The organism is Streptomyces sp. WAC07094 (genome assembly GCF_036320405.1).
Lineage (GTDB): Bacteria > Actinomycetota > Actinomycetes > Streptomycetales > Streptomycetaceae > Streptomyces > Streptomyces lannensis.
Genome location: NZ_JAVMJZ010000001.1, coordinates 6303053 through 6316022, shown reverse-complemented (window position 1 = coordinate 6316022; position 12970 = coordinate 6303053). Strand labels below are relative to the sequence as shown.

Genomic DNA, 12970 nt, shown 5'->3' with positions numbered 1-12970 from the left:
CTCCGGGCCGTGATCGGCGGGGTCCGCTTGTGAACGGACGCCGCACGCCCCGACCGGCCCGGAACGCCCCCTGCGAACGGTCTGACCAGCCGTCGTGAACATTCACAGAAAGGCCCCCCTGTATGCGGTACGGCACACAGCATGCGGACACAGTCCCGGCGGAGTTGGAGGCGGCCCTGCGTGGCGGACCCTTCCATGTCGCGCTGCGCGCCGCGATCACCGCCCGCGGGCTGCCGCTGCAACGCGTACAGCACCATCTGTCCCGGTACGGGGTCAGAGTCGGGGTGACCAGCCTGAGCTACTGGCAGCAGGGCGCACGCCGGCCCCAGCGGCCCGAGTCCCTGCGCGCCGTGCGTGCCCTGGAGGAGATACTCCAGCTGCCCGACGAGTCGCTGATCCGGCTGCTGACGTCGACCGACGAGCGGCCCGACCCCGACCGTCCGCCGGGCCGCTCCTACCGCTCCCTGGTGGAGGCCTCGGGCGTGCTCGAACGCCTCCTCGCCGAGCTGGAGTCGCCCCTGGACGGCGGACTGCACACCCTCGGCCACCACGAGCGGGTCCGTATCGGGTCGCGCCGGGAACTGCTGGCCCGCGAGTCGCACCACATCGTGCGCGCCCACAAGGACGGAGTGGATCGCTACGTCGCCATCCACCACGGCGATCCGGGCTGCGCCCCGGAGCGGATCGTGGTGCACGCGCAGGAGAACTGCCGCACAGGACGCGTGCGGTGGCACCACGACACGGGCCTCCTGGCAGCCGAATTGCTCTTCGACACCCGGCTGCGGACCGGCGACACGTTTCTCTTCCGCTACGGCTTCGAGGACGGCACCGCCGGCCCCTGCGCCGAGTACCTCCGCGGATTCAGGCTGGCGGGCGGGCAGTACGCGCTCCAGGTGAGCTTCGACCACGAAGCGCTGCCGGTGCGCTGCCACCGGTTCGCCCAGCACTCTCCCGCCGCGCCGCGCAGCGGCCGTCAGGAGCTGCCGCTCAGCGGACGCCACCGCTCGGTACATCTCGTGGAGCCGCGCGTCCGGTCGGGAATCGTGGGGATCGAGTGGGACTGGGGGTGAAGGGTCTCTCCTGAGCCGTCAGGCCGCCGGGCCCGCCACGATCCTGCCGTTCTTGACCTCGACGGGCAGCTCGCTCAGCGGCTCGGTGGCCGGAGCCTGCACCACCTTGCCGGAGACGGCGTCGAACTGGCTGCCGTGGCACGGGCAGACGAGTGTCGTCCCGGACAGCTTGTTGATGGCGCACCCGGCGTGTGTGCAGATCGTGCTGTAGGCCTTCAAGGAGCCGTCCGCGCTGCGGCTCACGACGACGTTCGCGTCCCGGTACAGCTTCGCGCCGCCCTTCGGGACCTCGTTCTCGGATCCGAGTGAGACCGGCGCGGTCGACGTGGCCGACGCGGCACCGCCGTCACCACCCGACGAGCAGGCCGCGAGCCCGAGCCCGGCGACCGGGGTGAGCGCAGCCCCGCGAAGGACGGTACGACGGGTCGCTGCGGGACGGGCGGACATGGCGTCTCCACTGGTCAGGGCCGATGCCCACCGGGTCGCGGGCCGTTTCGACGATACCGGTGGCGGTCGTCCCGCCTCGGGGCGGGGCGGGAGCAGGCCGTGCGAGGTGGGGACGTAAACGCTTGCGCAAGCGTTTACGCGGGCCGTCGAATGGGATACCTTCCCGGCCAGACGGCCCAGGAGGGGGACGCGATGGCAACGATGGCCGATGTGGCACGGAGCGCGGGTGTGTCCGTCGCGACCGTCTCGCACGTGCTGAACGACACCCGGCCGGTACGCCCCCACACCCGCCGGGCGGTACTCGACGCCATCGACGAGCTGGGTTACACGCCGAACACACTTGCCCGTTCCCTGGTGACGGCCCGCACCCGGTCCATCGGGCTCGCGGTGTCGGCGATCAGCAATCCGTACTTCACGGAGATCCTCCAGGGCGTCGAGGCCAGTGCCCTCGAACACGGCTACGGCCTGCTCGTCGCCGACCCGCACGACGATCCCGTGCACGAACGCAAGGCCGTCCAGCTGCTGCACGAACGACGCGTCGACGGCGTGATCGTCGCCCCCTCGGCGGACCCGGACGGACTGCTCGCCCTCCTTGCCCGGCACGGGGTGCCGACCGTGTTCGTGGACCGGCTGGTCGACACGGCCCCCGCAGGCACACCCGCGCCACAGGCGTTCGACCAGGTCTGCGGCGAGAACGTGGACCCCATGGCCCGTCTGGTGACCCATCTCGCCGAGCTGGGTCACCACCGCATCGGCCTTGTCGCGGGACGTCCCGGGTTCAGCACGACGACCGAGCGGACCAGCGGCTACCGGCAGGGACTCGCGGCCGCGGGACTGCCCTACGACGAGCGGTTGCTGGCCTCGGGCGATTCCGCTGCCGAGGGCGCCGAGCGGGCCACCACCGACCTGCTGTCGCTCGCGGCGCCCCCGACGGCCCTGGTCACCGCCAACAACACGATGACCATCGGAGCACTGCGCACCCTGCGCGGGCGTGGAGTGTCCGTCCCGGACGACCTTGCGCTGTGCTGCTTCGACGACTTCGCCTGGGCGGACCTGTTCTCCCCCCGGCTCACCGCGGTCTCCCAGCCGAGCCGGGAGATCGGCACCGAGGCCGTTCGGCTGCTGCTGGAGCGCCTGGAGGACCCGGGCCGCCCTGCGCGCACCGTGCGGCTGCCCGGTGTGTTCGTCCACCGCACCTCGTGCGGCTGCCCCGACACCCCCTACCGGAAGGAAACCGACTCGTGATCGTCGTCGCCGGTGAGGCCCTGATCGATCTGGTCCCCGAGGGGACGGGCGCGCTCACGCCTCTGCGGCCGGCGCTGGGCGGCGGCCCCTACAACACCGCCGTCGCTCTCGGCCGGCTCGGCTCCCCCACCGCGTTCTGCTCCCGCACCTCCCGCGACGCCTTCGGCGAGGCACTCCTCGACGGACTGCGCCGGGCCGGCGTGGACGTCTCCGCCGTGCAGCGCGGCAGCGAGCCGACGACGCTGGCGGTCGCCACGATCGATGAGAACGGCTCGGCCGCGTACTCCTTCTACGTCGAGGGCACCGCCGACCGGCTGTTCACGGCACCGGCATGCCTCCCCCGGGGCACCCGGGCCGTCTCGTTCGGCACCTGCTCCCTCGTCCTCGAACCGGGGGCCGGCGCATACGAGGAGTTGATGCGCGGCGCCGCCGCACAGGGTGTGTTCACGGCACTGGACCCGAACATCCGGGCGGGACTGATCGCCGACCCCGACGCCTACCGGGCCCGCTTCAAGAGCTGGCTGCCGTCGGTGTCGCTGCTGAAGCTGTCCGTCGAGGACGCGCAGTGGCTGGGCGGCACCCCCCGTGAATGGCTGGCCTCCGGCCCCGCCGCCGTTGTGGTCACCCGCGGCGGCGACGGGCTGACGGTCTTCACCCGTGACGGTGCGGAGCATTCCGTGCCGGGTGTGCGGGTCGACGTCGTGGACACGATCGGCGCGGGCGACACGGTCAACGCGGCGCTGCTGCACGGTCTGGCTGCCCGGGACGCCCTCTCCCCGACGGCACTGGCCGCCCTGGGCGCCGAGGGCTGGAAGGGTCTGCTGGGCTTCGCCGCCCGCGCGGCGGCCATCACCTGCTCCCGCGCCGGCGCGGAACCGCCGTACGCGTCCGAACTGGTGGCCCCGTAGCCCGCGTTGATCCGTCCACCCGCCGCGCGGAGGCCCGAGCGGCCGTTCCGTCCGACGAGCGGTGCCCCGTGGGGAGTTCCCACGGGGCACCGTGTCGTTCGGGGCGCGCCCCGGTGTCAGGCCTTGCGCGCCCGGGTGGACTTCTTCGCGGGTGCCGCCTTCTTCGTGGCACCGGCCGCCTTCTTGGCCGCCGTGTTGTTGACGGTCTTCACGGCCTTGGCCGTCGCCGTCTCCTTCGCCGTCGAGCCGGCGGCGACCGTCTTCGTGGCCGCTCTGCGCGGGGCCTTCACGGAGGGCGCATCGCTGATGCGGTCGGCGCCGAGGATCTCGCGCAGGAACTTGCCGGTGTGGCTGGTCGAGACCCCCGCGACCTCCTCGGGCGTGCCCTCGGCGACCACGAGACCGCCGCCCGCGCCGCCTTCGGGTCCCATGTCGACGACCCAGTCGGCGGTCTTGATGACGTCGAGGTTGTGCTCGATGACGATGACCGTGTTGCCCTTGTCGACCAGGCCGCCGAGAACCGTGAGCAGCTTGCTGATGTCCTCGAAGTGCAGACCGGTGGTCGGCTCGTCCAGCACATAGACCGTGCGTCCGGTGGACCGCTTCTGCAACTCGCTGGCGAGCTTCACACGCTGGGCCTCACCACCGGACAGGGTGGTCGCCGACTGGCCGAGGCGGACGTAACCGAGGCCGACGTCGTTCAGCGTCCTGAGGTGGCGGGAGATCGCCGGGACCGCCTCGAAGAAGTGCATGGCCTCCTCGATCGGCATGTTCAGGACCTCGGCGATGGACTTGCCCTTGTAGTGGACCTCCAGGGTCTCCCGGTTGTAGCGGGCGCCGTGGCAGACCTCGCACGGGACGTAGACGTCCGGGAGGAAGTTCATCTCGATCTTGATCGTGCCGTCGCCCGCGCAGTTCTCGCAGCGACCGCCCTTGACGTTGAAGGAGAAGCGTCCTGGCAGGTAGCCCCGCACCTTCGCCTCGGTCGTCTCGGCGAACAGCTTGCGGATGTGGTCGAAGACGCCCGTGTACGTCGCCGGGTTCGACCGCGGGGTGCGGCCGATGGGCGACTGGTCGACGTGCACGACCTTGTCGACGAGGTCGTCGCCGTCCACACGCGTGTGGCGCCCGGGGACGTTGCGCGCGCCGTTCAGTTCGCGCGCAAGGTGCGTGTAGAGGATGTCGTTGACCAGCGTCGACTTTCCGGAGCCGGACACGCCCGTGACGGCCGTGAACACGCCGAGCGGGAAGGAGACGTCGATGTCCTGGAGGTTGTTCTCCCGGGCGCCGTGCACCGTGAGCCGCCGGGACGGGTCGCGCGGGCGCCGGATGTCGGGCAACGGGATGGACTTCTTGCCCGACAGGTACTGGCCGGTCTGCGACTCGTCGTTGGCGAGCAGTTCCTTCAGGGAGCCGCTGTGCACGACCTTGCCGCCGTGCTCGCCCGCGCCGGGGCCGATGTCGACGACCCAGTCGGCGACCTTGATGGTGTCCTCGTCGTGCTCGACGACGATGAGCGTGTTGCCCATGTCGCGCAGCCGGACCAGGGTCTCGATCAGCCGGTGGTTGTCGCGCTGGTGCAGGCCGATGGAGGGCTCGTCGAGCACGTACAGGACGCCGACGAGTCCGGAACCGATCTGGGTGGCCAGCCGGATGCGCTGGGCCTCGCCGCCGGAGAGCGTGCCGGCCGCGCGGTTCAGCGAGAGGTAGTCCAGACCGACGTCGACCAGGAACCGCAGCCGCTCGTTGACCTCCTTCAGGACCCGCTCGGCGATCTTCTTGTCTCGGGCGTCGAGCCTGAGCTCCCGCAGGAAGTCCGCGCAGTCGCTGATCGACATCGCGGAGATCTCGGCGATCGACCTGTCCATGATCGTGACCGCGAGGACGACCGGCTTGAGGCGGGTGCCCTGACAGGTCGGGCACGGTACCTCGCGCATATAGCCCTCGAAGCGCTCCCGGCTGGCGTCGCTCTCGGCCTCGCTGTGGCGGCGCTTCACGAACGGGACGGCGCCTTCGAACGGCGTCGTGTACACCCGCTCGCGCCCGTAGCGGTTGCGGTAGCGGACCTCGATCTGCGTCTTGTGGCCGTAGAGCAGGGCCTTTTTGGCGCGCTGCGGCAGACCGGCGAAGGGGATGTCCGTCCGGAATCCCAGGGCGTCCGCGAGCGCGCCGATGAGGCGGCCGAAGTAGTCCTTGGTGTGCCCGTGCGACCAGGGGTGGATGGCGCCCTCGTCCAGGGACTTGTCCTCGTCCGGGACGATCAGCTCGGGGTCGACCTCCATGCGGGTGCCGATGCCGGTGCACTCGGGGCACGCGCCGAAGGGCGAGTTGAAGGAGAAGGAACGGGGTTCCAGCTCCTCGAAGGAGAGATCGTCGTACGGGCAGTACAGGTGCTCCGAGTACATGCGCTCGCGCTCGGGGTCGTCCTCGGGGAGGTCGACGAAGTCGAGCACGACCATGCCACCCGAGAGGCCGAGTGCGGTCTCCACCGAGTCGGTGAGCCGGCGCTTGGCGGAGTCCTTCACCGTGAGGCGGTCGACGACCACCTCGATGGTGTGCTTCTCCTGCTTCTTCAGCGTGGGCGGGCTGGACAGCTGGATCGTCTCGCCGTCCACCCGGGCGCGGCTGTAGCCCTTGGTCTGGAGGTCGGCGAAGAGGTCGACGAACTCCCCCTTGCGCTCCCGCACGAGCGGCGACAGCACCTGGAAGCGGCTTCCCTCGGGCAGCTCCAGGACCTTGTCGACGACGGCCTGGGGCGACTGGCGCGAGATCGGGCGGCCGCACTCGGGGCAGTGCGGCTTGCCGATGCGCGCGAAGAGCAGACGCAGGTAGTCGTAGACCTCGGTGATCGTGCCGACCGTCGAGCGCGGATTGCGCGAGGTCGACTTCTGGTCGATGGAGACCGCCGGCGAAAGTCCTTCGATGAAGTCGACGTCCGGCTTGTCCATCTGCCCGAGGAACTGCCGTGCGTACGAGGACAGCGACTCCACGTAACGGCGCTGGCCCTCGGCGAAGATCGTGTCGAAGGCCAGCGAGGACTTGCCCGACCCCGACAGGCCCGTGAAGACGATGAGCGAGTCGCGTGGCAGGTCGAGCGAGACATTCTTCAGGTTGTGCTCGCGCGCGCCACGGACGATGAGACGGTCGGCCACGCCGGTCCGCACCTTTCTTGAGAGAAGCGACAGGGGCGGGGCCCCCGTGCTTTTTCAGACTAGGGGGAGCCACTGACAACGCCGGTCGGATTCCAGGGTTCATAACAATCCCGGGCCATCCAGCATGCCCGACGCCGCACTCGACCCTATAGCACGCACATTCGATTTGCGGGTCCGGTCCGCTTCCTTCACCCGAAGGAGTGGGCACAGTTAGGGTCGGGCCATGATTGATCACGCGCGTGACCTGGCGTCTGTACGTGACGCGACCGACCGACTGCTGCACGCAGCCGCCACCATGGACAACGCAGCGATGGAGGCTCCGTCACGGCTGCCCGGCTGGAATCGCGGCCACGTCCTCGCACATCTGTCCCGCAACGCGGACGCGCTCGTGAACGTTCTGCAGGGGCGCCCCATGTACGTCTCCGCCGAGGCCAGGGACACCGACATCGAGCGGGACGCCCCGCGTGCCCTGGACGTCCAGCTCGACGACCTGCGGCAGAGCTGCGCCCGCTTCCAAGAGGCCGGCGCCGAGCCCGCGGACTGGTCGCGCACGGTCGAGCTGCGCAACGGGGTCACGGACTCGGCGGCCCGGGTGCCGTTCCGGCGGTGGGTGGAGGTCGAGCTGCACCACGTCGACCTGGGAATCGGCTACGAGCTGGAGCATCTGCCGGCGGAGTTCGTGGAGCGGGAGATCGACTTCCTCACCGAGCGGTTCGCGGACCATCCCGCCGTCCCCGGCATCAGCCTGACCGCCCTGGAGGACCCCGGCCGGCTCGTCTGGACCACCGGCCGCAAGGACGTCGGGCCCGTCACCGTGACGGGTCGGTCGTCCGCGCTGCTCGGCTGGCTCGCGGGACGCACCCGGGGCGAAGGACTGACCGTCGTGGACGAAGGTGTGGCGCTGCCCGTACTGCCCGCGCTGTGATCTCGTCGGTAGGCTGACAGCCATGACGTACAGCGGAACGGTGACGGTCGGCGGCCCGGCGGACGTGCACGAGCTGAAGGACCTGATGATCACCAAGATCGCGGTCGGCCCCATGGACAACAACGCCTATCTGCTGCGCTGCCGGGCCACCGACGAGCAGTTGCTGATCGACGCGGCCAACGACGCGCACACCCTGCTCGGCTCGATCGGCGACGACGGCATCGCGTCCGTGGTCACCACGCACCGCCACGCCGACCACTGGCAGGCGCTCGCCGAGGTGGTGGCGGCCACGGGCGCGCGGACGTACGCGGGCCGGGACGACGCCGAGGGCATTCCCGTCCCGACCGACGTCCCGGTCGCCGACGGCGACACGATCCGGGTGGGGCAGGTGGAACTCACCGCCCGCCACCTGGTGGGGCACACCCCGGGCTCGATCGCCCTCGTCTACGACGACCCGCACGGGCACCCGCACGTGTTCACCGGCGACTGCCTGTTCCCGGGCGGCGTGGGCAACACGCACAAGGACCCGAAGGCCTTCGCCAGCCTGATCCACGACGTCGAGACGAAGATCTTCGACGCGCTTCCGGACGAGACCTGGGTCTACCCCGGGCACGGCAACGACACCACGCTGGGCGACGAGCGTCCGCATCTGCCGGAGTGGCACGAGCGGGGATGGTGAGCGCCGGGTGGTGAACGCGGGACCCCGCGCGCCGAGCCTGCTTCGACACACCGCGTGACGAGCAGGCTCACGCGCCCCGTGTGAACCGTTCGCACGCATCGATGCCGCGCGTGCGCTCCCCGGCCGTACGGCCTTGCGGTCAACTGGAGTCAGCCCCGCGCGGGATGACGGCTCCTACGCGGTACGGGTCGCCGGTCCCTCTCTCCCGCCCTCGACCGGCGGCCCCGGCCGTCGGTCCCGACGGCTCAGGCTTCCGCCCGTGCCGCGCCCGCCAGCGTCGCCACCCGCTCCACCGCGAACGCGTATCCCTGCACCCCGCATCCCGCGATGACACCGTCGGCGCGAAGAGAGACGTACGAGTGGTGACGGAACGGTTCGCGCTGATGGATGTTGGAGATGTGGACCTCCACCACCGGCAGTCCGTCGCAGGTGTTCAGCGCGTCGAGAATCGCGACGGACGTGTGCGAGTAGGCCGCCGGGTTGATCACGACACCGGCGTGGTTCAGCCGCGCCTGCTGGATCCAGTCGACCAGTTCGCCCTCGTGGTTGGACTGCCGGAAGTCCACCGCGGCGCCGTACGCCGCCGCCGTCTTCACGCACAGCGCCTCGATGTCCGCGAGCGTGTCCGAACCGTAGATCTCCGGCTGGCGCTGCCCCAGCAGGTTCAGGTTGGGGCCGTTGAGCACCATGATCGGGGCGTCGGCGAGAGTGCGGGGCACGGTTCCTCCGGTCCGTTCGGGTCTGCCGGCCCTTGAGGGGGACCGTGTCTCGGCCCCCGGTTTATCACGGTGCACCGGACGGACGGGGACCGTACCCTCCGGCCATGACGCGAACCGTCCACCCGCCCAAGCTCGTGCCCGGCGACCGAGTCGCCGTCGTCTCGCCCTCCGCCGGACTCCCCGCCCTCTTCCCGCGCCCGTACGAGCTGGGACTCCAACGGCTGCGCACCGTTTTCGGCCTGGAACCCGTCGAGTATCCGGCCACCCGGAAGATGGGCGCGACCCCCGGGGAGCGCGCCGACGACCTCCACGCGGCGTTCGCCGATCCGGCCGTGAAGGCCGTGTTCGCCTCGATCGGCGGCGACGACCAGATCACGGTACTGCCCCTGCTCGACCGGGAGTTGATACGCGCTCACCCCAAGCCGTACTTCGGGTACAGCGACAACACCAACCTGCACGCCTTCCTGTGGAACACCGGCGTGGTGAGCTATCACGGCGGTTCCGTCATGGTCGAACTGGGCCGTCCCGGGGCGATGGCACCGCTCACCGCGGAGTCGCTGAGGGCCGCCCTCTTCACCTGCGGACCGTACGAGGTGAGGCCGGCCGGGTTCTGGACGGACAAGGCGCGGGACTGGGCGGATCCGGCCACCTTCGAGGCCGAACCGGAGACCCGGCGCGGCTCGGGCTGGACCTGGGTGAACGCCGACCGGGTGGTCGAGGGACGCAGTTGGGGAGGCTGTCTGGAGATCGTCGGCCGGCTGCTCATGGCCGACCGGGAAGTCGCGCACGATCCGGCGGTCCACGACGGCGGAGTGCTCTTCCTGGAGACGTCCGAGGACATGCCGAGCAGCGACGAGGTCTTCCACACCCTGCGCAACATGGGTGAGCGCGGGCTGCTCCAGCGCTTCTCCGCGCTGCTCATGGGCCGGCCGAAGGCCTGGTCGTTCGAGCGTCCCAACAGTCCCGAGGAAGGCGCCCGTTACGCGGCGGAACAGCGTGCGGCGGTACTGCGTGCCCTGAAGATGTACGCCCCCGACACCATGGCGGTGTTCGACGTGGATCTCGGGCACACCGATCCGCAGGTGATCCTCCCCTATGGAGGCATGATCCGTGTGGACGGCCCCGCCCGGCGCATCATCGTCACCTACTGACCCGACCGGTACCCCGGGCGCACGCCCGTCCCGGCCATCACATGCACTGAGCCCCCGCACGCCCCCGTAACCCTTGATCACGGTGGGTAGTTGTCGCGACATGCATGTTGCACGCAGCGTGAAAACCCCGTCCATGCTCCGGCTCGCGGCGGCCTCGCTGGCCGGGACGGCCGTCGAGTTCTACGACTTCTTCGTCTACGGGACCGCGGCCGCCCCGGTCCTGGGCCCGCTGTTCTTCCCGACACTCTCCCCGATGACGGGCACGCTGGCGGCGTTCGGTACCTTCGCGGCCGGATTCGTGGCGCGGCCGCTCGGTTCCGTCCTGTTCGGTCACCTCGGTGACCGGCGCGGGCGGCGGCCGGTCCTCGTGGCGTCACTGCTGCTGACCGGAGCCGCCACGGTGGCGGTCGGTTGCCTGCCTACGTACGGAACCATCGGCACGGCGGCTCCCCTGTTCCTTCTGGTTCTTCGCTTTCTCCAAGGCCTGGGGCTCGGCGGTGAGTGGGGCGGTGCGGTCCTGCTGACCGTGGAGCATGCTCCGGCCGGGCGCCGGGTGCTGTGGTCGAGCTTTCCGCAGATCGGCCCCTCGCTCGGGTTCGTGCTGGCCAACGGCGTGATGCTGGGCCTGTCCGCGACGTTGTCGCAGACGCAGTTCGCCGCCTGGGGCTGGCGGATTCCGTTCTGGGCGGCCGGAGTGCTCGCGGTGGCGGGTCTGTGGCTGCGCGGCTCGCTCACGGAGAGCCCGCTCTTCCTGGAACTCCACGACCGGGCACGTGTGCCGTTCGCCGAGGTGGTGCGCGGCCACTGGCGGCTCCTCCTGCTGACGGCCGGTGCCCTCGCGGTGGGGTACGCCGTCTTCTACACCGTGACGACCTGGTCCCTGGTCTTCGCGACGGAACGGCTCGGCGTGAGCCGTACGGTCGTGCTGGCCTGTGTCCTCGCCACCGTGGTGGTGCAGGGTGCCCTCACTCCCTTCCTGGCACTTCTGGGGGACCGCTACGGACGGCGGCCACTGTGCCTCGCGGGGTGCTCGGGCGTCGTCGTGTGGATGTTCCCGATGGTCGCTCTGCTGTCGACCGGCGAGCCGGCGCTGATGTTCCTGGGGTTCCTCGGGGCGATGCTCTCCTTCATCACGATGTTCGCGGTGGTCGCCGCGTATCTCCCGGAGTTGTACGAGCCCCGGGTGCGCTGCACGGGTGCGGCGGTGGGCTACAACCTCGGTGGCGTCCTCGGCGGTGCCCTCACCCCGATCGTGGCCACCGCGCTGACCGGACACGCCGGCCGGGTGCCCTGGGGCGTCGCTGCCTATCTGACGACCGTGGGCCTCGTCAGCCTGGGTTGCTTCGCTCTGCTGCCGGAGACCCGTCCCGTGCCGGTCGCGGTCGCGGAACCCGCTCCCGGCTGAACCGCAGGAAGACGGCGCACGGGACGCGGGCCGTCAGCGATCCGGGGACGAGGCCCACGGGTGCCGGCGAGCGCACGTGAGGGGCACCCGGCAATGCGCCGTGCACCCCTCGCGTGTTGTGCCCGACCGGCGCGGGTCAGGCCTCGATGCTGTGTTTCCGGGTCTTGTCGTCGTCCTTCCCCGCCGCCTCGACCGCTTGCCGCCTCCTGGTGGCAAGCAGGCTGGTGATCGTCGTGACGATCAGAACGGCACAGATCACGCCCAGCGAGACCGGGATGGAGATCTCGGGGACATGGACCCCCGCCTCGTGGAGAGCGTGCAGCACCAGCTTGACGCCGATGAAGCCCAGGATGACCGACAGACCGTACGAAAGGTGCACCAGCTTCTTGAGCAGGCCACCGATGAGGAAGTACAGCTGCCTCAGACCCATCAGCGCGAACGCGTTGGCCGTGAAGACGATGTAGGGGTCCTGCGTCAGGCCGAAGATCGCGGGGATGGAGTCGAGGGCGAAAAGCACGTCGGTGGTACCGATCGCGAGCATCACGACAAGCATCGGCGTCATGACCCGCTTGCCGTTCTGCGTGATCCACAGCTTGGTGCCGTGATAGCGGTCGGCCACACCGAAGCGGCGCTCGGCGGCCTTCAGCAGCCTGTTCTCCTCGTACTCCTCGTCCTCCTCCTCGGCCCTGGCCTCCTGGATCAGCTTCCAGGCGGTCCAGATCAGGAAGGCGCCGAAGAGGAAGAAGACCCAGGAGAAGGACGCGAGGATCGCGGCTCCCGCGGCGATGAACACGGCCCGCAGGACCAGGGCTATGAGGACACCGACCAGCAGCACGCGCTGCTGGTACTGCGAGGGCACCGCGAACTTCGCCATGATCAGGACGAAGACGAAGAGATTGTCGACGCTCAGCGACTTCTCGGTGATGAATCCGGCGAAGAACTCTCCGGCCGGCTGACCGCCGCCGAAGACGAGCAGCCCCACGCCGAACAGACCGGCGAGAGTGATCCAGACGATCGTCCAGATGCCGGCTTCCTTGATCGACACATCGTGCGGTTTGCGGCCGATGAAGAAATCGACCGCGATCAGGGCGGCGAGGCCCACGATCGTCAGGACCCACAGGGTCAGGGATACATTCACTGCGCCTCCGGCAGTACGTCACGGCATAGGTCAGCGTCGTCGCTACCGGAGGTCTCTTCCACCCGCGGGGCGCCGGACGCTCGACGCGCCCGGAGCCTGCGGGCCGACGCCCCGGGATCTGGCCGGATCCG

The 12970-nt window shown here is 70.1% G+C and carries 11 protein-coding genes; 7 read left to right on the top strand and 4 right to left on the bottom strand.

Annotated elements, in window-relative coordinates:
- Positions 1 to 122 precede the first annotated feature (122 nt).
- Complete coding sequence (locus RCR19_RS27950; RefSeq protein ID WP_331267632.1) at positions 123 to 1070, top strand: hypothetical protein; 948 nt, start codon at positions 123 to 125, stop codon at positions 1068 to 1070.
- 18 nt (positions 1071 to 1088) lie between these two features.
- Here the strand turns inward: RCR19_RS27950 and RCR19_RS27945 are convergent, their stop codons facing one another.
- Positions 1089 to 1517 carry a Rieske (2Fe-2S) protein gene (locus RCR19_RS27945; protein WP_331267631.1) on the bottom strand — a complete coding sequence of 143 codons (429 nt, stop codon included), beginning with the start codon at positions 1515 to 1517 and terminating at the stop codon, positions 1089 to 1091.
- A gap of 192 nt (positions 1518 to 1709) precedes the next feature.
- On the opposite strand from RCR19_RS27945, the gene RCR19_RS27940 reads away from it, so the two are divergent.
- Together RCR19_RS27940 and RCR19_RS27935 are read left to right on the top strand one after the other, a co-directional pair.
- Positions 1710 to 2762 carry a LacI family DNA-binding transcriptional regulator gene (locus tag RCR19_RS27940; protein ID WP_331267630.1) on the top strand — a complete coding sequence of 351 codons (1053 nt, stop codon included), beginning with the start codon at positions 1710 to 1712 and terminating at the stop codon, positions 2760 to 2762.
- On the top strand, positions 2759 to 3670 hold the full coding sequence (locus tag RCR19_RS27935; RefSeq protein ID WP_331267629.1) for a carbohydrate kinase: 912 nt from the start codon (positions 2759 to 2761) through the stop codon (positions 3668 to 3670). The genes RCR19_RS27940 and RCR19_RS27935 overlap by 4 nt, the downstream gene beginning before the upstream one ends.
- A 116-nt stretch (positions 3671 to 3786) precedes the next feature.
- Here the strand turns inward: RCR19_RS27935 and uvrA are convergent, their stop codons facing one another.
- Positions 3787 to 6822, bottom strand: a complete 3036-nt coding sequence (uvrA, locus tag RCR19_RS27930; protein ID WP_331267628.1) for an excinuclease ABC subunit UvrA — start codon at positions 6820 to 6822, stop codon at positions 3787 to 3789.
- A 223-nt stretch (positions 6823 to 7045) separates the two neighbouring features.
- Between uvrA and RCR19_RS27925 the strand changes: the two genes are divergently transcribed.
- Entirely contained in the window at positions 7046 to 7747 is a 702-nt protein-coding gene (locus RCR19_RS27925; protein WP_331267627.1) for a maleylpyruvate isomerase family mycothiol-dependent enzyme, read from the top strand.
- Positions 7748 to 7769: 22 nt separating this feature from the next.
- Complete coding sequence (locus RCR19_RS27920) at positions 7770 to 8426, top strand: MBL fold metallo-hydrolase (protein ID WP_059133110.1); 657 nt, start codon at positions 7770 to 7772, stop codon at positions 8424 to 8426.
- A 245-nt stretch (positions 8427 to 8671) separates the two neighbouring features.
- Here RCR19_RS27920 and aroQ read toward each other — a convergent pair whose 3' ends face one another.
- Complete coding sequence (gene aroQ, locus RCR19_RS27915; protein WP_331267626.1) at positions 8672 to 9145, bottom strand: type II 3-dehydroquinate dehydratase; 474 nt, start codon at positions 9143 to 9145, stop codon at positions 8672 to 8674.
- A gap of 104 nt (positions 9146 to 9249) precedes the next feature.
- Between aroQ and RCR19_RS27910 the strand changes: the two genes are divergently transcribed.
- Together RCR19_RS27910 and RCR19_RS27905 are read left to right on the top strand one after the other, a co-directional pair.
- A complete protein-coding gene (locus RCR19_RS27910) occupies positions 9250 to 10296 on the top strand; it encodes a S66 peptidase family protein (RefSeq protein ID WP_331267625.1) in 1047 nt (348 codons plus the stop codon).
- Positions 10297 to 10396: 100 nt separating this feature from the next.
- Entirely contained in the window at positions 10397 to 11701 is a 1305-nt protein-coding gene (locus tag RCR19_RS27905) for an MFS transporter (RefSeq protein WP_331267624.1), read from the top strand.
- A 136-nt stretch (positions 11702 to 11837) separates the two neighbouring features.
- Here the strand turns inward: RCR19_RS27905 and RCR19_RS27900 are convergent, their stop codons facing one another.
- Positions 11838 to 12839, bottom strand: coding sequence for a TerC family protein (locus RCR19_RS27900; RefSeq protein WP_331267623.1), 1002 nt, complete (start codon positions 12837 to 12839; stop codon positions 11838 to 11840).
- Positions 12840 to 12970: the final 131 nt, after the last annotated feature.